17 protein-coding genes are annotated in these 19,650 nt (G+C 57.0%); 8 read left to right on the forward strand and 9 right to left on the reverse strand.

Translation table 11 applies throughout. The annotated features are described in order from the left end of the window. Positions 1 to 11: 11 nt before the first annotated feature. The 3 genes from ACCC84_RS00765 (at position 12) to ACCC84_RS00775 (ending at position 3,707) form a co-directional block, all read left to right on the forward strand. Positions 12 to 617: an NAD(P)H-dependent oxidoreductase gene (locus ACCC84_RS00765; protein ID WP_371901459.1), complete on the forward strand. Its 606-nt coding sequence runs from the start codon at positions 12 to 14 to the stop codon at positions 615 to 617. Positions 618 to 850: 233 nt separating this feature from the next. Continuing rightward, a complete protein-coding gene (gene ybiB, locus ACCC84_RS00770) occupies positions 851 to 1,804 on the forward strand; it encodes a DNA-binding protein YbiB (protein WP_273867104.1) in 954 nt (317 codons plus the stop codon). 49 nt (positions 1,805 to 1,853) lie between these two features. Next, positions 1,854 to 3,707, forward strand: a complete 1,854-nt coding sequence (locus ACCC84_RS00775; RefSeq protein ID WP_039992325.1) for a M3 family metallopeptidase — start codon at positions 1,854 to 1,856, stop codon at positions 3,705 to 3,707. A gap of 33 nt (positions 3,708 to 3,740) precedes the next feature. On the opposite strand, the gene ACCC84_RS00780 is transcribed toward ACCC84_RS00775, so the two are convergent. Further along, complete coding sequence (locus tag ACCC84_RS00780; RefSeq protein WP_371901460.1) at positions 3,741 to 4,376, reverse strand: flavin reductase family protein; 636 nt, start codon at positions 4,374 to 4,376, stop codon at positions 3,741 to 3,743. A gap of 117 nt (positions 4,377 to 4,493) precedes the next feature. Here ACCC84_RS00780 and rlmF point away from each other — a divergent pair, with 117 nt between their 5' ends. The 3 genes from rlmF (at position 4,494) to ACCC84_RS00795 (ending at position 9,980) form a co-directional block, all read left to right on the forward strand. Next, positions 4,494 to 5,480, forward strand: a complete 987-nt coding sequence (gene rlmF / locus ACCC84_RS00785) for a 23S rRNA (adenine(1618)-N(6))-methyltransferase RlmF (RefSeq protein WP_182646454.1) — start codon at positions 4,494 to 4,496, stop codon at positions 5,478 to 5,480. A 199-nt stretch (positions 5,481 to 5,679) separates the two neighbouring features. Then, positions 5,680 to 8,295 (forward strand): autotransporter outer membrane beta-barrel domain-containing protein, encoded by a 2,616-nt coding sequence (locus tag ACCC84_RS00790; protein WP_371901461.1) that lies wholly within the window; start codon positions 5,680 to 5,682, stop codon positions 8,293 to 8,295. A gap of 380 nt (positions 8,296 to 8,675) precedes the next feature. Beyond that, positions 8,676 to 9,980, forward strand: coding sequence for a methyl-accepting chemotaxis protein (locus ACCC84_RS00795; protein ID WP_273867113.1), 1,305 nt, complete (start codon positions 8,676 to 8,678; stop codon positions 9,978 to 9,980). Between the two features lie 74 nt (positions 9,981 to 10,054). Here ACCC84_RS00795 and glnQ read toward each other — a convergent pair whose 3' ends face one another. From glnQ to dps, 5 genes are all read right to left on the reverse strand, one after another. Further along, entirely contained in the window at positions 10,055 to 10,777 is a 723-nt protein-coding gene (gene glnQ / locus ACCC84_RS00800) for a glutamine ABC transporter ATP-binding protein GlnQ (protein WP_004965441.1), read from the reverse strand. Beyond that, the gene (glnP, locus tag ACCC84_RS00805; RefSeq protein ID WP_004965440.1) at positions 10,774 to 11,433 is read right to left on the reverse strand and encodes a glutamine ABC transporter permease GlnP; all 660 of its coding nucleotides are present in this window, start codon (positions 11,431 to 11,433) and stop codon (positions 10,774 to 10,776) included. The genes glnQ and glnP overlap by 4 nt, the downstream gene beginning before the upstream one ends. 106 nt (positions 11,434 to 11,539) lie before the next feature. Further along, positions 11,540 to 12,280, reverse strand: a complete 741-nt coding sequence (gene glnH / locus ACCC84_RS00810) for a glutamine ABC transporter substrate-binding protein GlnH (RefSeq protein ID WP_039992324.1) — start codon at positions 12,278 to 12,280, stop codon at positions 11,540 to 11,542. A 390-nt stretch (positions 12,281 to 12,670) separates the two neighbouring features. Further along, positions 12,671 to 12,937 carry a DksA/TraR family C4-type zinc finger protein gene (locus ACCC84_RS00815; protein ID WP_039992323.1) on the reverse strand — a complete coding sequence of 89 codons (267 nt, stop codon included), beginning with the start codon at positions 12,935 to 12,937 and terminating at the stop codon, positions 12,671 to 12,673. A 141-nt stretch (positions 12,938 to 13,078) separates the two neighbouring features. Then, a complete protein-coding gene (gene dps / locus ACCC84_RS00820) occupies positions 13,079 to 13,582 on the reverse strand; it encodes a DNA starvation/stationary phase protection protein Dps (protein ID WP_004965432.1) in 504 nt (167 codons plus the stop codon). Between the two features lie 781 nt (positions 13,583 to 14,363). Between dps and ACCC84_RS00825 the strand changes: the two genes are divergently transcribed. Then, complete coding sequence (locus ACCC84_RS00825; protein WP_198772811.1) at positions 14,364 to 15,569, forward strand: aldose 1-epimerase family protein; 1,206 nt, start codon at positions 14,364 to 14,366, stop codon at positions 15,567 to 15,569. 54 nt (positions 15,570 to 15,623) lie between these two features. Here ACCC84_RS00825 and rhtA read toward each other — a convergent pair whose 3' ends face one another. Beyond that, entirely contained in the window at positions 15,624 to 16,508 is an 885-nt protein-coding gene (rhtA, locus tag ACCC84_RS00830; RefSeq protein WP_273867119.1) for a threonine/homoserine exporter RhtA, read from the reverse strand. Positions 16,509 to 16,906: 398 nt separating this feature from the next. On the opposite strand from rhtA, the gene ompX reads away from it, so the two are divergent. Beyond that, complete coding sequence (gene ompX, locus ACCC84_RS00835; RefSeq protein WP_004965424.1) at positions 16,907 to 17,425, forward strand: outer membrane protein OmpX; 519 nt, start codon at positions 16,907 to 16,909, stop codon at positions 17,423 to 17,425. A 161-nt stretch (positions 17,426 to 17,586) separates the two neighbouring features. Here ompX and ACCC84_RS00840 read toward each other — a convergent pair whose 3' ends face one another. After that, positions 17,587 to 18,117: a GNAT family N-acetyltransferase gene (locus ACCC84_RS00840; protein WP_371901462.1), complete on the reverse strand. Its 531-nt coding sequence runs from the start codon at positions 18,115 to 18,117 to the stop codon at positions 17,587 to 17,589. Between the two features lie 64 nt (positions 18,118 to 18,181). Next, a complete protein-coding gene (locus ACCC84_RS00845) occupies positions 18,182 to 19,552 on the reverse strand; it encodes a GntP family transporter (RefSeq protein ID WP_039992319.1) in 1,371 nt (456 codons plus the stop codon). Positions 19,553 to 19,650 lie beyond the last annotated feature (98 nt).

Below are 19,650 nucleotides of genomic sequence, written 5' to 3' on the forward strand. Positions count from 1 at the left end.
GAGAGGTTAACATGCATTATCTTATCGTTACCGCACACCCGGTTCAGAGCTCGTTGACTCACGGCGTGGTGCAGCGCATCGCAGCGGGCATTGCCGAGGGCAGCCACAGCGTCGAGATCGCCGACTTGGCGGCGGAAGGGTTTGACCCGCGTTTTTCTACCGATGATATCAGCGCATTTCAATTACAGGCACCGATCCCGGCGGACGTGCTGGCCGAGCAGCAGCGTATCGATCGCGCCGACGCCGTGATACTGGTCTATCCGGTATATTGGTGGTCGATGCCAGGCCAGCTCAAGGGCTGGATCGATCGGGTGTTCACCAACGGCTGGGCGTATCAAGACGGTGGTGATGGCAAGGTGAAAAAGAAACTGTCGCATCTGCGGGTGCATCTGGCGGCGATTGGTGCCGCCGATCGGAGCACCTACGACCGCCATGGCTATACCAGCGCTATACAGACCCAGATCGATCACGGCATCTTTGATTATTGTGGTGCGCAGGTGGTGACGTCTGAACTGCTGCTGACGCCGGAGTTTCCGCATATCGAGGCGCTGCTGGCGTCGGCGCAGGCGCTGGGCAGCAAGATGGCTGGCGTCGCCCAGTCGCAGATGGCACTCTAGCGTTTCGCGATAATATTGCCTCGAATGCCGCGCTGGCCGGTGCATCGGCCAGCGCGCTGTACATTACCAGCCGCTGATGATTTTCCTCATCCACCACGAAGGAGGCGCGTTCAAAGGTCACTTCGCCCGCGCCGTCGATGCAAAACGAGCGTTGCCCCTGGCAGCGGCCATGAATGAGGTTGAGCACGCTCGCGGATAGGGTATGCTAAACAGACGCACCAGGGGAGGCCTGCATGGATTACACCAAAATTATCAAAGAAATAGGGCGTGGCAAAAATCACGCACGCGATCTGGATCAAGCGACGGCATTTGCGCTTTATCAGGCGATGCTGACCGGCGAAGTACCGGAGCTGGAGCTGGGTGGCGTGCTGATCGCCATGCGCATCAAAGGAGAGGCCGAAGCCGAAATGCTCGGCTTTTACCAGGCGATGCAGCAGCAGGTGCTGCGGTTGCAAAAACCGCACGGTCGGCCGATGCCGGTGGTGTTGCCGAGCTACAACGGCGCGCGCAAGCAGGCCAACCTGACGCCACTGTTGGCGCTGCTACTGGCGCGCGTTGGCTTACCGGTGGTGGTGCACGGCGTGCTGGATGACAGCACGCGGGTCACCAGCGCCGAAATCTTCCAGGCGTTGGGAATCGACTGGTCGGAAAATGCTGCCGATGCCCAGCAGCGGCTGGAGAGCGGCGAGCCGGTGTTTATGCCGGTTGGTGCGTTGTCCGCCGCGCTCGATCGCCAGTTAAGCCTGCGCTGGCGCATGGGGGTACGCAACAGCGCCCATACGCTGGCCAAACTGGCGACGCCATTTGGCGATGCAGACGTGCTGCGCATCGCCAGCGTTTCGCACCCGGAATACGTGGGCCGCGTGGCGTCGTTTTTCCGCCAGATCGGCGCCCGCGGTTTGTTGATGCATGGCACCGAGGGCGAAGCCTACGCCAACCCGCTGCGTTGCCCGCAGATCCACTATATCGTCAATGGTGAGCAGCAGATTATGCTGGAACGCCCGGCGCAGGAAGCTGCGCCGCAGCTGCCGGCGGCCAGAGATGCTGAAACCACCGCGCGCTGGATGGAACGCTGTCTGGCCGGCGAGGTGGCTATTCCGGACGCCTTGGCGCGTCAGGTGGCCTGTTGTCTGCTGGCCAGTGGCGAAGTCGACACGTTCGAACAGGGGTTGGCACGCCTGGCATGATTGCCGGCGGCTATACTGATTGCTTTCATCGCGCAGCGGAAGGAGGGTTATGCAACAGGCTCTCGACTATTTCAATCAATTGAACCAGGATTATTTGCGCGTTCACCAGACCAAGGAAGATCTGTTCTGGCAGAACTATATGGGGGTCGGCGCCGCAGACGTGTCGGCACGCTTTGCCGCTGCTGAAAGCGCCTATAAGCGTTTTATCGCCGAGCCGCGCCGTCTGTCGGCGATTCGGCAACTGCTGGCCGAACTGGAGGCGTTGCCGCCATCGCAGCAACGCCTGGCGTTGCAGCATGGGCTAAATGGCTGGCTGCGGTTCTTTGACTGTAACGTGATTGAGGATCCGCAGGCGCAGGCGTTGCTCGATCAGATCATTGCCGCCGAAGCCGATCTGTACGATCGCCGCAAAGGCCATCAGTTAACCCACCTGAATGCCAAAGGGCAGCGGGTGGCGGCGTCGCTGGGCGAGCTGCTGACCAACCAGGCCACCAACCAGAACGAAGAGTATCGCCGCAGTTCGCAAACCGCGCTGCGCGAGCTGGAGCAGTGGCTGCTGCATAACGGCCTGCCGGCGCTGATCGGGCTGCGCAATCGCTTTGCGCGCCAGATGGGCTATCGCAACTATTTTGATTACAAGGTGAACAAGACCGAACGCATGACGCCGGAGCAGCTGTTCGCCATTCTTGACCGTTTCGAGCAGCAAACCCGCGACGCCAATGCGCGCAGTCTGCAACAGCTGGCGGCGGAGAAAGGCGCACAGGCGCTAGAGCCGTGGAACCTGCGCTTTGCCAGCGCTGGCGATGTTACTCGCCAACTGGATCCGTATTTGCCGTTCGCCCTGTCGTTGGCGCGTTGGGTCGACAGTTTCAAGCGGCTGCATATCGGTTTTCGCGGCGCGCAAATGAACCTCGATCTGTTGGTGCGCGCAGGCAAGTATGAAAATGGCTTTATGCATGGCCCGCAGCCGCCGTTTTTTCTGCAGGGCGAGTGGCAGCCGGCCAGGCTCAATTTCACCAGTCTGGCGCAGCCGGGGCAGGTCGGTAGCGGCGCCCATGGCTTGAATACCCTGTTCCATGAGGGCGGGCACGCGGCGCACTTTGCCAATATCTGTCAAAACGCTCCCTGTTTCTCGCAGGAGTTCCCGCCAACCTCAATGGCCTATGCCGAAACACAGTCGATGTTCTGCGACAGCCTGCTGGATGACGCAGACTGGCTGAAACGTTATGCCAAAAATTCCGCCGGTGAAACGGTGCCGGATGCGCTGATCAAGGCCAGCATTCAGGCACGTCAGCCGATGCGCGCTTTCAACGAGCGCCATATTTTGCTGGTGCCGTATTTTGAATGGGCGCTGTATCAATGGGATGAGGCACAGCTGACGCCAGAGGCGATTACCCAGTTGGCGCGCGACACCGAACAGAAAATCCTCGGTATCAGCGGCAGCCCGCGACCGACGCTGGCGATACCGCACCTGCTGTCGCTGGAATCGGCCTGCTCTTATCAGGGCTACCTACTGGCGTTGATGGCGGTAGAACAGACGCGTCAGTTCTTCTTGCAGCGCGACGGCTATTTGACCGACAACCCGGCGATAGGCCCCGATCTGGCGCAGCACTATTGGCGGCCGGGCAATAGCGTCAGCCATGATGACACCTTGCGTAGCCTGACCGGCGAAGGCTTCAACCCGGATTATCTGGCCGCGGCCTGTAACCAGACGGTAGAACAGGCGTGGCTGGCGGCGCAGGCAACCATGGCGGCAGCGGCGCAGCGTCCGCAACCGGCAGCCGACTTTGACCTGGCAGCACGCATTCGGGTGGTAGACGGCGATGTGCTGCTGGCGGACAACGCCGACGGCGACCAGAAGATGTGCCAGGATTTTGCCGCCGCGATCGCCGCCCGGCTGTAGGTCGTTTGCCGCCGGCCGGCCCCGGCGCCAGGGTTATTTACGCGCGTCCGGTCGCACCAGATCGAAACGCTGCTGCTCAGAAATACCGTAATACGCCGTCGGCCCACCGGCGCGCAGAATCGGCTGGGCAGCGGCGGTTTGATACAGGCCATGTTGATCCAGCAACGTGCGATCGATATGCACCGCCACTACTTCCCCCAGCACCAGCCAGGTTTCCACCTGCTCGCCGGCCGCCGTTTGCAACTGGATGCACTGGCTCAGTCGGCATTCAAAGTGGACCGGGCTTTCCGCCACCCGATCGACCGCGACCTTGCGACCCGGCAGCGGCGTGACGCCGGCAAAGGCAAACTCATCCCCATCGCGCGGTAGCGACGCCGAGCTGTTGTTCATTGCTTCCGCCAACGGGCGGGTGGCGAGGTTCCAGACGAATTCGCTGGTTTCGACGATGTTCGCCACGCTGTCCTTCCAGCCAGAGCTGGCGAAGCCGATGATCGGCGGGCGATAGTTGAAGCAGTTAAAGAAACTGTACGGCGCCAGATTGCGTTGTCCGGCGGCGCTGACGGACGAGATCCAGCCGATCGGCCGAGGCCCGACGATGGCATTCAGCGGATCGTGCGGCAAGCCATGCCCGGCGGCCGGCTCATAGTAGTAATGCGTTTCACTGCTCATAGCGTCCCTTGTCCTGGTAAACGAAGCTTTTATTCTGACCGGTTTGTCACAGGCTGCAAGTTTGGTCGGGGGATATGTTATCTTATGCGCCAGAACCCGCCAGCAAGAGTCAGTCAGGTGCAAAAAAAGAAAACCTTCCCGCAGCAGAAAAAAGGCCTGCATCCCCGTAACCGCCACCGTTCCCGCTACGACTTCCCGGCGTTGATCGCCAGTTGTCCAGCGCTGGCGCCGTTTGTCAAAGCCAACGAATGGGGCGATGAGTCGGTGGATTTTGCCGATCCGGCCGCGGTGAAAATGCTTAACCGCGCACTATTACAGCATTTTTACGGTATTGAGCATTGGGATATTCCTGCCGATTACCTGTGTCCGCCGATCCCTGGGCGTGCGGATTATCTGCACCATCTGGCGGATCTGCTGGCGACCAGCAACGGCGGCGAGATCCCGCGCGGCAAGAGCGTGGCGATCCTCGACGTTGGCGTGGGCGCCAATTGCATTTATCCGATCGTCGGTCTGCGTGAGTACGGTTGGCGTTTTACCGGTTCGGAAATCGATCCGGTTTCGCTGAACTCGGCCAAAATGATCGTGGCGATGAATCCGACGTTGAAAAACAGCGTGCGCTTGCGGTTACAAAAACAGCCGACACGCATTTTTGACGGCATTATCGGCGTTGCCGAGCGTTTTGATGCCACACTGTGCAACCCGCCGTTCCACGCCTCCGAACAGGAAGCACGCGCCAGCACCCGGTTGAAGCTGCATAAATTGGGCAAGGGCAACGTGGCGGATAAACCGGTGCAGAACTTTGGCGGCAAGAATAATGAACTATGGTGTGACGGCGGCGAAGAAGCCTTCGTGCGCAGCATGGTGGAAGAAAGCGTCGCCAAGGCAAAAAACTGCCTGTGGTTTACTTCGTTGATCTCAAAAAACACCACGCTGCCGTCGATTTACCACGCGCTGAAGCTGGCCGGTGCCCAACAGGTTCGTACCATCGAAATGGCCCAGGGGCAGAAAATCAGCCGCTTCGTCGCCTGGACATTCCACGACGCTGAACAGCAAGCAGCCTGGGCTGCCGAACGCTGGCAAAACGCCCCGCTAGCGCAGGGCTAATCAACCAGTCTGGGAGGCAACTCCCAGACTGGTCTTTTGCTGTCACCGTTTGGTTGACAGAATGCTTAACGGTTCCTTAACTGTATCCATACCTACAATACGCCTTTCCAGCAGTGTGCAGCGTCTCCGTTTATGCCGCAGGAGACAGGATCACGGCGCCTGACGCCGCGTTGCTACCCTTCACATAGCGAGAGTTCCCATGACTTCTTTATCAACGCAGAAAGAGGTTGGCGCATTGATTATCGGCATTTATGGCCGACAGCCGACGCTGGCCGAAATCAACCAGCTTGATAGCCAATACGATCTTGGCAGCCTGCCGCCCGCCTATATTGCCACGGTTCTGATGAGTCAACCCGACGCCGACTGGATGAACGGGCAAAGTGATTTTGACATTCTCAGCACGGTCTATAGCTCGATTTACCAGCAACCCGCCGATGCTGATTACATTAATTCCTTGCTCGAAATGGGGCATTTTAACGCCGCCGTCGCCAGCGTGGTGATGGATCTGTTTAATTATCTGGGCGATGACCCGGCGCTGCTGGCGCAGCAGCAGACGCTGGAACAGCAGATTGACGATGCGCTGTTCCCGAACGATCTGCCGGGCAGTCTGTATCAGGAGCAGGTCGCCGCGGTTTTCCTGGCGGTGCCCGAACGCGCAATTGATGCCGGTTCGCTCGATCATTGGAGCAACACGCTGGCATCGGGCGAAATGAACTACCATCAGTTGATTGGCGCATTGCTGGCGACGCCGGAGTTTCAGCAGCAGATCGGCGATTTGCAGGGTGACGCGTTTATTCAGCATATCTATCAGGCCGTGCACGGGCGTGCGGCGAACGCCGAGCAACTGGCGGTGTACCGCGAGCTGGGAGATGACCAGGCACTGATCGTACAGCGGGTGGTGGAGGATCTGCGCGGCGCCGACTCGCCTGATGCGGTCACGCAGCATGAGCAATGGCAGTTCGCCCGTGATATCGGCAACAGCCTGACCTATAAAAGTACCGCTTCGCTCAGCACCAGCGAGGACGGTGGCAATGCCTACGGCACGGTGAACAGCCACAGCGGCCATAGCTTGAGCGATGCGGAAACCGCAGTGCTGTACCGCGTCTTTCTTGACGCCGATGCGGCGGTATCGGTGGATCTCAGCTATGCCTATCAACTGTCGTCGCTGACCGTCAACGGCAGCAGCGCCGCCAATATTACGCTGCATAACAATCAGTATGTGAATTATGGCGTCGACATTATCCTCAACAATGCCAATGTCACGCTTAACGGCGCTTACGGCGACGATACGCTACAGATTAGCGCACTGGCGCAGCTCAACGACGCGAGCGGTAATTTCTTGCTCAACAACGGTAATGACCGCTTGCTGTGGGCCGGCAACGGTGATGGCGGCGCCAACCAGGTCGGGGCTGAATTGAGCGCCGACGGCGGCGCGGGGCGCGACGTGCTGTCCGCCAATCTGATCGTCAAATCGATCGCCAGTATCGATCTGTGGGGCGCACGGGTGACCACCATCGACAGTAACGTGGACAATTTCCGCCATTTTGAGCAGTTGGATATGGCCGGCTACATCGGCCAGGCGGAGGCCACGCTGCAACGCATCAACTGGAGCGGCAGCAAAACCGACAGCGTGGCCACCCAGGCCCATGTGTTCGACTATGGTTTGTTGACCGGCAATGCCACGGCAGAAGGCAGCCGTGGCGGTTATGTGATTCAGCATACGCTGCCGGAGGATCTCGGCAGTGCAGGACTGTTGCTGTCGGGCAAGGCGGATAACGTCAAGGTGATCAATGCCAGCGCAGCCGCCGGTAAGCTGGAGATCGACAGCGTCGGCAACCAGGCTGACAGTCTGTTGCAGATCGATTTTCTGGCCAACGCGCTCAACCGCTTTGAGGTGCTGTTCTCCGGCGGCAACAATGCCGGTACGCTGGTGCTCAACAGCAGCGGCGATGACAATCCGCTTAGCCAGATTGCCATTACCACCGGGGCCTGGCGCAGCGGCGAGCTGACGCTGGCGGGCGATAATCAGCAGGTACGGGAAATTATCCTCGACGGCAAGGCTGCCCTGACGCTGCACCTGTCTGACGGCTACGACAATCTGGCGCTAGTCGATGCCTCGGCGTTCGATCGTAATGCGCTCAATCTGACAGCCAGTGACGGCGGTAGCGGAGACGGTATGCTGATTCAAATGCTGGACTTGCTACCGTTAAGCGATAGCGCGCAGGCGGCGCTGGCGCCGATATTGACCGATCTTGGCCTGCACGGGGAGCAATTGCTGGTGAGGGGCGGCGACGGCGACGATCGGTTCAGCGTTGCCGGGGATACCTCCCTCGTCGGCGGCGGCGGTAATAACAGTTTCTCTCTGCAATCCAGCACCGCCGAATCCGGCGTAACGCTGCGCGATTTTTCGCTATCCAGCGGCAGTATCAGCGATGCCTTATCCAACCTGCGTTTCTCGACGCAAAGCGGTAGCGCGTTGACGGATTATGGCGTCAGTGACGCGCAGGACATTGAAGCGCGGATTGGTGTATTGAGTGAACAACCGCTCAGTGCCAGCGCGCTGTTGGCTGCACTGCTGGATCTGGAGCAGCCCGGCGCGCTCAGCGCCAAAGTGGGCATCAGCAGCGTGCTGGGGGAGGTAAGCAGCAGCTACCTGATTGTCGATAACAATGACAATCAGGCGCTGGACGCGGCGGACAGCGTCATCATGTTGCAGGGACTGGAACACCAGGCGCTGCTTGATGGATTGCACTATGCGCCGCAGCAGTTGGCGATAAATGGCGTTGCCGACCCGTCAAGCGATCTGGCGGCGTAGCCCGCCAGCCGTAACCATGGTGCCGGCGCGCTGTCGGCATCATGTCGCTGACCCTCAGTTACCTGTTGACGGGGCGCGCCATCACGGCGGCGCAGGCTGCGCAATGGAGGGAGGGCTCGGCCGCGGCCTGCGCAAATAAATAGTTTGTCGGTCCCTTTTCTTTTTTCTGCTTTACGTTATTCTCAAATCAGCATTATTTTCTCTGCACAATTAAAAATTACTATTTTAAATTTAATAATTACTTTTATTTATTATTTCTCTGCGGTTACATAACGGCGGGTGAGCGTTTGCTCGCCAGCGGCAGTGCGTTAGTGTGGGCTAAACGTACGGCATTAAAAATATCCGAACGTTAAATCACCTGTCAGAAGGATGCCCACTTTATGCTGTTACGATTCAGTCAGTTAACTATTCCCTGGCGCGGCGAGCTGCGCGCCATTGAACATGCCGTGGCGATGATCGTATTTAAACCCGATGGCACCGTGCTGCGTGCCAACGATCTATTTTTGCAATGTCTGGGGTTTGAACGTAGCGACGTCATCGGCCAACACCACCGTATATTCTGCGACCAGCAATACGCCGCCAGCGCCGCTTATCGCCAGCATTGGCAGCGGCTTAATCAGGGTGAATCAATTACGGATAATATTAAGCGGCGGCGCAAGAATGGCGAGCTGCTCTGGCTGCAAGCTACCTATACCCCGGTTATTAACCGTCGAGGGAACGTGTCGGCGATAGTCAAGCTGGCCTGCGACGTTACCGACCGCCTAGTGCAGGCACAACAGCAGCGCAGCTTGCTGGCGGCATTGGATCGTTCGATGGCGATCATCACCTTTACCCCGCAGGGAGTGATTGTGGATGCCAATGACAACATGCTGACGCTGATGGGCTACCATCTTGAAGAGGCGCGCGGCCAGGCACACAGCGTGCTGTGTTCGGCAGAGCTGGCCGCCTCGGCGCAATATCAGCAGCATTGGCAGCGCCTGGCGGATGGCGAATTTATTACCGGTCGCTTTGAGCGGCTTAATCGCCGTGGTGAGCGGGTCTGGCTGGAAGCGAGCTACAACCCGATACTCGATGAGCAGGGGCGGGTGATCAAGGTGGTGAAGATTGCCCAGGACATCACGCGACTGATGATACAGCAGCAACAGGAAGAGGCTCTGGTTCGCGATGTACACCATCTGTCGCTGGCGACCGATAAAAGCGCGGCACAAGGAGCGACCATCGTTCAGCAGGCGGTCAACGGCATGCAACAGGTGGAACAGGCCGCCCGCCAGACGTCACGGGTGGTGAGCGATCTGGGTGACTATTCGCAACAGATTGACGGCATTGTCGCGGCGATGCGCAAGATTGCCGCGCAAACCAACCTGTTGGCGATCAACGCGTCGATTGAAGCGGCGCATGCCGGTGAGCATGGACGCGGCTTTGCGGTGGTAGCCAATGAAGTCCGCGTGCTGGCGGAGCAGTCTCGCAAGGCCGCGGTTGAAATCGAAGGTATGACAAAATCGATTCAACAGGGGGTCGCCGCGGCGATAGCCGGCATGACCACCTGCGTCGAACAGGCCGGCGGCGGCGTGGCGTTGACCCAGGATGCCGGTCAGGTAATCCAGCAGGTGAACGTGGGCATGCAGGATGTGGTCAGGCTGATGCAGACGTTTAGAACGGTGAAGCAGGAGGAGACGTTGTCCTGACGGCGCCGCCAGCAATACGCCGGGTGGGATGAACGGCGGCCAGCAAAGGCCGCCGTGGCAGAGCAGGGCCCGCGTCAGGAAACGTGTTGCAGGAACTCCTGCAAACGCGGGCTTGGCGGGGTGTTGATCAGGGTATGCGGATCGCCATCCTGTGCGATACGCCCTTTATCGATAAAGATCAGACGCGAGGCGACTTTTTCGGCGAAGCCGACTTCGTGGGTGACGATCACCATGGTCATGCCTTCTTCCGCCAGATCCTGCATCACTTTCAATACTTCGTGACGCAGTTCCGGATCGAGCGCCGAGGTCGGCTCATCAAACAGCATCATTTTCGGTTTGACCGCCAGCGCCCGCGCGATGGCGACGCGCTGCTGCTGGCCGCCGGACAGCTCGGACGGATAGTGGTGCGCACGCTCCGCCAACCCGACTTTCGCCAGCAGCTCGCGCGCCAGCTTTTCGGCGTCGGCTTTCTTCAAACCACGCACGCGAATCGGGCCGAAGGCGACGTTTTCCAAAGCGGTCAGGTGTGGGAACAGATAAAACTGCTGGAACACCATGCCGGCTTCCTGGCGGATCAGTCGTTCGTCGACCTTGGGATCGTTGACTTTCAACCCGTCGACGATCAGATCGCCGCTGGTGATCTCTTCCAGTTTGTTGATACAGCGCAGCAGGGTAGATTTTCCCGAGCCGGAAGGCCCGATAATCACCACCACTTCGCCCTGATTGATCTTCAGATCGATATCATGCAGCACCTGGGTTTTACCGAAGTGCTTGGAGACGTTTTTAAATTCAATCACAGGATTTTCATCCTTCTTTCCAGACGACGCAGAACAAAGCTCAGCACCAGGGTGATAATCAGATAGATAACCGCGACCGCGCTCCAGATTTCCAGCGCACGGAAGTTGCCGGCGATGATTTCCTGCCCCTGCCGGGTCAGTTCTGCCACGCCGATAACGATAAACAGCGAGGTATCCTTGATGCTGATAATCCACTGGTTACCGAGTGGGGGCAGCATGCGGCGCAGAGCCAGCGGCATCACGACGTAGCGGATGGTTTCCCGGCGCGACAGGCCCAGCGCCAGCCCGGCTTCACGGAAGCCGCTGTGAATCGACAGCACTGCCCCGCGGGTGATTTCCGCAATATAGGCCCCGGAGTTGATCATGATGGTCACCACCGCCGCGGTGAACGGGTCGATGCGTAAATCGCTGAATGCCATTGGCAAGGCGAAGTAGATAAACATCACCTGCACCACAATTGGCGTACCGCGAATCACTTCGATAAAGGCCAGTGCGATATGGTTGGCGATCCAACCGCCGTAGGTGCGTGCGAACCCGGCAACCAGGCCGATGATCAAGCCGCCAATCAGACCGAGGACCGAAATCCACAGGGTCATTTTGGCGCCTTCTAACAGAATGGGGATGGCGGGCCAGATGGCACTCCAGTCGAACTGCATGGTATTTTCTCCCGGTGATCCCAAATCTGGGTATCAGATACGGCAAAGCGCAGGGGCCGTGCGGCGCCCCCGCGTTTGATACGTTAACTGCCTAAAGCCATTACGATTACTTCGGCTCGGTGCCGAACCATTTTTTGTAAATTTCGTTATAGGTGCCATTTTCGCGCAGGGTTTTCAGCGCGCCGTTCACTTTTTCACGCAGATCGCTGCCTTTCGGGAACGCGATGCCGTACTGCTGTGCTTCCAGCGAATCGCCTACCGTCTTGAACTTGCCGGCGCCAGCGGTTTTGATGAAGTACAGAATGTTTGGCGTATCGTGAACCACGGCGTCAGCGCGCTGGGTGCCAAGTTCCATATAGGCATTGTCGATGTTCGGGAATTGGCGCAGATCCTTGGTTTTCACGTTTTGTTTAACGTAGTCCACCGAACCGGTGCCGCTCTTCACCGCCACCACTTTGCCGTCCAGATCCTTGACGCTCTTCACGTCGTTATTGTTGGCATTGACCATCACCAGCAGGCCGCTCTTGTAGTAGCCGTCCGAGAAGTCGATGGCTTTTTTACGTTCGTCGGTGATGGTGATGCCGGCCAGCGCCAGATCGATATTCTTGGTCTGCAGGGCCGGGATAATGCCGCCAAAATCCATGGGTTTCAGGGTGTAGTCCAGCTTCAGCTCTTTGGCGATGGCGGCCCACAGATCGATATCGAAACCGACGTACTGGTTGCCCTGTTTGAATTCAAATGGGACGAAAGCGGTATCGGTGGCGACCACCAATTTATCTGCTGCGTGGGAACTTACTGCAAAGGCCAGCGACAGTGCGGCCAGCGAGACGTTAAAAATTGACTTCATAAGAGGAATTTCCTGTACAGGTTGCGGTTTACCCATTTTGTTATTGCATACATGCCATGAAATATTCGTGCCATAGTTGCAATTATTATAAAAACAAGGGGTTGTGATGTGATGTTGTGCCGAATTGGCCAATTTTTAAGGTAATGCACCAAAAGGAGGCCCTGAAATGGTGCTCTGCGAGCCTGGATGGTGCATTTGGTTATAATTAACCAATTTATGGCTGGGAAACAACCGATAATTAACAATTATGCATCAATACTGATAACTAACTCTAACTTTAGCGGTGCGATACGGCACAAACAGGTGCAACCCGTGCCGATGGGATTGGCATTCAGGTAGGAAAGGGCGGTCGAGCGCTAACGATCAGACCCGGCTGGGACAACGGGGAAACTAGCGCAACTGGCTATCTTTGCTACCGCGCCGGTTGTACAGACTGGCTGCCGCGTGCTGTTTATCCAGCGCGTTCTGGCAAGCCAGACAATAGCGTACGCCTTGCAATGCGTCGCGACGCGCCTGCGGGATGGCTTCGCCGCATTCATGACAATATTGTGCGCTTTCGCCGTGGCCCAGCGCTCCCCGCGCTCGCTGTACGGCATCGTCGACGGTCGAATCTATCTGATCCTGAACTGCGCCATCTGCTGCCCATCCACTTGCCATGCTCACCTCGCTTACGCCGGATATTAGGGGCGTTATCGGTTTGCGCGTTGACGCGAAACGAAAAAACAGGTTGGGCATCAGCCGCAACCTGTTCTGTCACCCTACAACACGCAGGATGTGTGCCAAACAACCCTATCGCGGTTATTCAATATTGGATTCGATAAACCACAGGAACTTGTCCAGATCGCGTGAGGCAGCGGTGAACATGTCTGCAGTATCTTCATCGGTCACTTCGCCAATCGCTTGGCGAATGTCGTTGGCTACGGCGCCGTAGCGATCCGCCAGCGCCTTCAGGTGTTCCTGCACGCTGTGAATATTGGTTGGGTAGCTTTTTAACGGCGTTTTGTCATTAACCACCTGCACGGTACCCAGTGCTACGCCGCCCAACTGCACCACGCGCTCGGCAAAGGTATCCTGGTGGTCGATAATGGCGGTACGGAAACCGTCGAGCATTTCATGCACGGCGATAAAGTTGGCGCCACGCATGTTCCAGTGAGCCTGCTTAGTGATCAACGACAGGTCGATAAACTGGACTACCTGATGATTCAGGGCTTTGATGGCCTCCAGTTTGGTTTTTTCATCCATGTCATTGCGCGTGTAAAGTAGGTCAGAAGATTTCGTTTTAACCAGTTTAGCGGTGCTCATATCAGATATCCTCTTGATTAGTCGTTGTCCTAATTTGCTACGGGAGTAATTATAGCAGTGACTGCGCATTTTGCTGGATGAAAAAAGCGATGGATTAAATCGGTTTAATCCATTGTTAAATTACTTTTAACAGGAGTAAGATAAAAAGGATTATATCTAACTGTTTGTATTTTAATTATTTGTAATTTTACCGCTGTCTGGCGCTGAGCGAATGTTAATAATAGTTAACAACGCTTTATCAAATATTACAATCAGTTCTCTGAACATCCCTCTGAGTTATTCTCCGAGTAATCATAGCCCGCCGACGGATTTATTTAACAAGCAATTACCATGCCGCTAATCCGGCCAGCCGTTGGTCAGCAAAACTGCAGCGGCCAGGCAATGGCAATCACCTGCCGATGCCGATGCTGGCATCAGTCACCATGGCGTAGCCTTTGGTTGCCGATAAACCCGCTCGTCACGGCCGCACACCCGTCTGATGAGGCGCACCTTGCGATGCATGGGTTGAGCGTCGGCCAGGATATGGGCTGTCATATCACCACCACAGGGAGCGCCAAGCTGATACATTTCAGCATTTTCAGCATGAATGGTGATTTTATGCACAGTTAATTGTGAGAATTAATTATTAATTTCAATTAAATTTGCCATGCATCACGTATTAATCGTTCGGAAATCGACCTTTTTTCGAAAAGTGACCCGCTTCGCATTTTCACCCACGATGAAAATCTACTTTGTGCTGACTTTAGCTAAAACCTTTCAGCTAACCACAAGGGCAGGAAAAATGAAGACGCTAATCGCAGTTTCAATAACTATCTCTTTGATTTCCGGGTATGCCGGCGCGCAGACCTTTGTATTGACCGACAGTGAAAAAGGCATTGAACAAGGCAATTGGCAAACCGACAGCCAAAAGCTGAACTTGCCGGGACCACGTTTCAGCGTGCAGCAGCAGATCCTGCATGGCGGCAAACAGGAGGGGTCGAAAGTGATCACCTTGACCAGCCCGGGCCTGACCATTGCGCTCAGCCCCACACGAGGCATGGACATTCTGCATGTGAATGGATCTGGGGTACGTTTGGGCTGGGATTCGCCGGTTACCGAGGTGGTCAATCCGGCATATATCAATCTTGATAGCCGCAACGGTCTCGGCTGGCTGGACGGTTTTAATGAAATGATGGTGCGTTGCGGATTTGAATGGACCGGCCACCCGGGAGTGGAAAATGGCACGCTGTATACCCTGCATGGCCGGGCTGGCAATACGCCAGCGTCCAAGGTAGTGGTGGAGATTGATGACAAGGCGCCGTATGCCGTGCGTATCCGCGGCTTGTTGAAGGAAAACACCTTCAAGAAAAGCAATCTGGAAACCTGGACAGAATTGCGTTACGTGCCGGGAGAGGAGAGCTTTACCCTCCACGACAGGTTAACCAACCGGGCGGATTACCCACGCGATTACCAAATCATCTACCACAGCAATTTCGGCAAACCGTTGCTGGAAGAGGGGGCGATATTCAGTGCGCCAATCAAGGAAATTTCACCGTTTAATGATTACGCCAAGGCTGGGTTGCAGGAATGGCAGCGTTATCAGGGACCAACCAAGGGTTATGACGAGATGGTATTCAATATCGTGCCATACGCCGATGCCCAGGGTAAAACGCTGGCGATGCTGAACAACAAACAGGGCGATCGCGGCGTGGCCATCGGTTTTGATACCCGGCAGTTGCCATTACTGACGCTGTGGAAGAATACCGATACCGAACGGCAAGGCTACGTGACCGGCATTGAACCGGGCACCAACTATGCGTATCCGGTGAAAATAGAACGCGAGCAAGGGCGTATCAAGCAGCTGCAGCCGGGCCAGAGTGCTGATTTTGAACTGAGCTATACCCTGCTGAAAAATGCTGAACAGGTGCAGGCGTACCAGCAAAAAGTCAAGGCATTGCAAGGGGGGCATCAGGTCAAGCTGGTGCCACAGCCGATCGCGGTAGAATAACCGCGCGTCAACAGCTGCGCCAGGTCAGCCGGTCAGCACACCGGCTGACTGTGCTCAGCTGAGCTGTTCGATTTGCGGCTTGGGCTTAATGGTCAGCGTGGACCCCATCGACGCCATGATAATGGCCGCCAGCGCCAACCATTGGATACCGTTGAGGTGCTCATTGAGGAAGATCATGCCGGAAAGGGCCGCCATCGCCGGTTCGAGACTCATCAGCGTGCCGAAGGTACGCGCCGGGATCTTCGGCAGTGCGATGATCTCGAGGGAATAAGGTAGCGCGGTGGACAGGATCGCTACTGCCAGCGCCAGCGGCAGGATATCTAGGTTGAGCAGCGCGCTGCCGGTTTGCCAGGCACCGATCGGGCAGAACACCAGCGCGGCAATCAGCGACCCCACGGCGACGGTGCCGGGACCATGATCGCCCCCGGCCTTTTGCCCAAAGATGATGTATACCGCCCAACAGGCGCCGGCCCCGAGCGCACAGGCCGCACCAAGCGGATCGATGCTGCCCATGTCATGACCCAGCGGCAACAGGAACCACAGCCCGATCATCGCCAGCGCGACCCAGATGAAATCAACCGCCCGGCGTGAAGAAAACATCGCCACCGCCAGCGGCCCGGTGAACTCCAGCGCGACGGCAATACCTAGCGGAACGGTGCGTAGCGAGAGATAAAACAGATAGTTCATGGCACCAAGCGACAGGCCATAAATCAGCAGCGGCAAGCGGCTGCCGGCGGCGAAGCGCATTCGCCACGGTCGAAATATGACAAACAGAATCAGGGTGCCGATACTCAGGCGCAGCGTGGTAATGCCTTCGGCACCCACCAGCGGGAACAGGCTTTTCGCCAGTGACGCACCACCTTGAATTGATACCATGGCGACCAGTAGCAGACAGATCGGCAGCAGTCTGGCAGAGGTTTTTGCAGTAGGAGACGACATCCTTTCAGCCTTCTTGAACACCACCCCCACCGGCTGGCAGGAGCACACTAAACAGAGGTCCTTGAGTGTAAATGAAATGCTGTCTATCTGTCTGAGAAAAGCGTGGAAAGCAGGGAATTAAACGTTTCGTTTAAGCAAAAGTGGTGGTTTAGTGCAAAAAGTGCGCAATTGTTTAAGAATTATCTGGATATTAAATAGGTGATTTTTGTCACATAAAAGTTTAGAATACGCCCGAAAATTAAGCGAAATGAAGCAGATGCGTTGTTCTTGAAATCTTCTGTTACACGATACTAAGTATTAGACATCGATTTCAGGGCAGAGTTTCACGCTGATTTTTGTTATATTTTCAATGCATGACAAATGGATGTACTTAATAATAAAACGCGTTTGAGGTGGTTATGAAAAAAATTGCATGTCTTTCCGCAGTAGCAGCTTGTGTATTAGCAGTGACCGCAGGTACCGCTTTCGCTGGTCAGAGCACCGTCTCCGGTGGCTATGCTCAAGGCGACCTTCAAGGTGTTGCTAACAAAGCAGACGGTTTCAACCTGAAATACCGTTACGAGTTCGACAACAGCCCACTGGGTGTTATCGGTTCCTTCACTCACCTGGAAAAAGATCGTGCTGAAGCTGGCCAATACAAGAAAGCTCAGTACAACTCCATCACCGCAGGTCCAGCTTACCGTTTCAACGACTGGGCAAGCATCTACGGTGTTATCGGTGTAGGCTACGGTAAAAACGTTGATAACGCACAAAACGGTTCTAGCCGTGGCGGCAGCAGCGATTACGGCTTCAGCTACGGTGCTGGTCTGCAGTTCAACCCAATCCAGGATGTTGCTCTGGACGTAGGCTACGAGCAGAGCCGTATCCGCAGCGTGGACGTTGGCATCTGGAGCGTTGGCGTAGGCTACCGTTTCTAAGAATTCCCGTCGGTGTGCCGCTTCGGTGGCTTCCGCGACAAAAATCCGCCTTCGGGCGGATTTTTTTTGCCTGCGGTTTGGCGCTATTGTCCCTTGGTATTGGTGGGCTGCTGCGAAAAGCGCACGCTGCGGGCAACGACGGCTGGACAGCACACCGCGCCTTAATGCGGGCGTTGCATAACGACGATCGGCTTCTGGTGATACTCGCTGCGGTGGCTTTCGCTGAAGCCGACCTTGGCCGCCAGCTTTAGCGAAGCGCGATTCTCGGGCGAAATGATACACAGCAGTTTATCGGCCGGCAGGTGCGCTTGCGCCCAGCCCAGTGCCGCTTGCAACGCTTCGGTGGCGTACCCCTTGCCGTGCGCTGCCGAGGCCAGCGTCCAGCCCATTTCCGGCGCATCCAGCGGCGGGGTGATATCCCGTTGGAAGTTGATAAAGCCGATGCTGCCGATAAAGGCTCCGCTGGCTTTCTCACGCACTGCCCAGCAGCCGTAGCCCAACAGCTGCCAGTGGCCGATGTAGCGTAACAGGCGGCCCCAGCTGTCTTCGCGATCGCGCGGCGTGCCACCGATATAGCGCACCACCTGCGGATCGGCCCACAGGGCGGCTATCGCGTCAAAATCGTCAATGGTATGGCTATCCAGGATCAAACGGTCGGTGACTAACAACGGGGCGGTGGTGTAGAGGTTCATTTGCTGCTCCAGCATATACGCGGGCGGCCTACCAACGCCGCCCGCATCAAAGGGATGACAAACGTTATATCATTAACCACACCAACCAGGTAAACAGGAAGCCGCTAACGCCGAGGACGGTGGTCAGGACGGTCCAGGTTTTCAGGCCGTCGGCAACCGACAGACCGAGATATTTGGTGACGATCCAGAAGCCGGAATCGTTAACGTGCGACAGTCCCAGCCCACCGAAGCAGGTGGCCAGCGTCACCAGCGTCAGCTGAATGGCGTTCAGCCCACTTACGGCTTCAGACAACAAGCCGCCGGTGGTCAAAATCGCCACCGTCGCAGAACCTTGCGATGCCCGCAGCGCCAGCGAGATGATGAACGCCGCCGGGATCAGCGGCAATCCAACGGTGGTCAGCACCTCCGCCAGCGCCTTGCCGACGCCGGATTCCACCAGCACTTTGCCAAATACGCCGCCGGCACCGGTGACCAGAATCACCACCGCCGCGGTAGGCAGCGCTGCGCCCATTACGTCGCTGGTGTGTTGCAGACTCCAGCCACGACGTGCCGCCAGGAAGTAAAAGGCCAGCGCCAGGGCAATCATCAGCGCTACTGCCGGCGCGCCAATCAGTGAAAGCACGTCACGTAATGCATTACCCGGTTCAAGCAGCGTGGCGGAAACGGTACCCAGCATGATAATGGCGATGGGAATGACGATCAGTGCCGACACCAGCCCGGCGCTTGGCGGGTTCAGGCGATCGCTGAGCGGTGCCTGGTCTGCCGTTGCCGGCTCCGGCGCCGCCAGCTGCAGTTGTTCCAATACTTCGATGGACAGTGGATAGGTTTTGCGGTTGAGGTACTTCGCCACAAAGTAGCCGATGATGCCAACCGGAATACAGATGGCGATACCGATGATGGTCAACCAGCCAATGTCGCTACCCAGTAGACCGGCGGCGGCCACCGGACCCGGGTGCGGCGGCAGTGCGACGTGTACCGTCAGCATCACGCCGGCCATCGGCAGGCCGAACTTGAGCGGCGAGACTTTGGCCACTTTGGCGAAGCCGTAAATAATCGGCGCCAGAATGATAAATCCGACGTCAAAGAATACCGGTATGCCGAGAATGAACGCCGCCAGAGTCAGTGCGGCAATGGTGCGTTTAGGCCCCAGCGCCTGGCTGAAGCGCTGGGCCAGCGATTCAGCACCGCCGGAATGTTCTATCATCCGGCCGAGCATCGCACCGAGGCCGATAATAATGGTAACCGAGCCGAGCACGCCGCCCATGCCGGCGGTCATCACTTTCATGACCTCACCGGTTGGAATGCCGGCGGCCAGCGCCACCAGCAGGCTGACGACCAGCAGCGCGACAAACGGCTGCACTTTGGCCTTGATGACCATCAGCAGGAGCAGCAATACGCCTGCCAGGGCGATTAACAGTAACATTGTGGTAGACATGGTGTAGCCTCGGGTAAGCGTTCGGCACCGCGATCGCCTGGCGGGGCGATACGGATGCGTTTAGTTTTTATGTTTGCTATTGGGTAGTAATCTGGTGT

This window comes from Serratia odorifera (assembly GCF_041448735.1).
Classification (GTDB): domain Bacteria; phylum Pseudomonadota; class Gammaproteobacteria; order Enterobacterales; family Enterobacteriaceae; genus Serratia_F; species Serratia_F odorifera.

Excerpts from the sequence above, each read along its gene's own strand:
- ACCC84_RS00765 (WP_371901459.1), top strand. The coding sequence starts at position 12 with ATGCATTATCTTATCGTTACCGCACACCCGGTTCAGAGCTCGTTGACT.
- ybiB (WP_273867104.1), top strand. The coding sequence starts at position 851 with ATGGATTACACCAAAATTATCAAAGAAATAGGGCGTGGCAAAAATCAC.
- ACCC84_RS00775 (WP_039992325.1), top strand. The coding sequence starts at position 1,854 with ATGCAACAGGCTCTCGACTATTTCAATCAATTGAACCAGGATTATTTG.
- ACCC84_RS00780 (WP_371901460.1), bottom strand. The coding sequence starts at position 4,376 with ATGAGCAGTGAAACGCATTACTACTATGAGCCGGCCGCCGGGCATGGC.
- ACCC84_RS00790 (WP_371901461.1), top strand. The coding sequence starts at position 5,680 with ATGACTTCTTTATCAACGCAGAAAGAGGTTGGCGCATTGATTATCGGC.
- ACCC84_RS00795 (WP_273867113.1), top strand. The coding sequence starts at position 8,676 with ATGCTGTTACGATTCAGTCAGTTAACTATTCCCTGGCGCGGCGAGCTG.
- glnP (WP_004965440.1), bottom strand. The coding sequence starts at position 11,433 with ATGCAGTTCGACTGGAGTGCCATCTGGCCCGCCATCCCCATTCTGTTA.
- glnH (WP_039992324.1), bottom strand. The coding sequence starts at position 12,280 with ATGAAGTCAATTTTTAACGTCTCGCTGGCCGCACTGTCGCTGGCCTTT.
- ACCC84_RS00815 (WP_039992323.1), bottom strand. The coding sequence starts at position 12,937 with ATGGCAAGTGGATGGGCAGCAGATGGCGCAGTTCAGGATCAGATAGAT.
- dps (WP_004965432.1), bottom strand. The coding sequence starts at position 13,582 with ATGAGCACCGCTAAACTGGTTAAAACGAAATCTTCTGACCTACTTTAC.
- ACCC84_RS00825 (WP_198772811.1), top strand. The coding sequence starts at position 14,364 with ATGAAGACGCTAATCGCAGTTTCAATAACTATCTCTTTGATTTCCGGG.
- rhtA (WP_273867119.1), bottom strand. The coding sequence starts at position 16,508 with ATGTCGTCTCCTACTGCAAAAACCTCTGCCAGACTGCTGCCGATCTGT.
- ompX (WP_004965424.1), top strand. The coding sequence starts at position 16,907 with ATGAAAAAAATTGCATGTCTTTCCGCAGTAGCAGCTTGTGTATTAGCA.
- ACCC84_RS00840 (WP_371901462.1), bottom strand. The coding sequence starts at position 18,117 with ATGAACCTCTACACCACCGCCCCGTTGTTAGTCACCGACCGTTTGATC.
- ACCC84_RS00845 (WP_039992319.1), bottom strand. The coding sequence starts at position 19,552 with ATGTCTACCACAATGTTACTGTTAATCGCCCTGGCAGGCGTATTGCTG.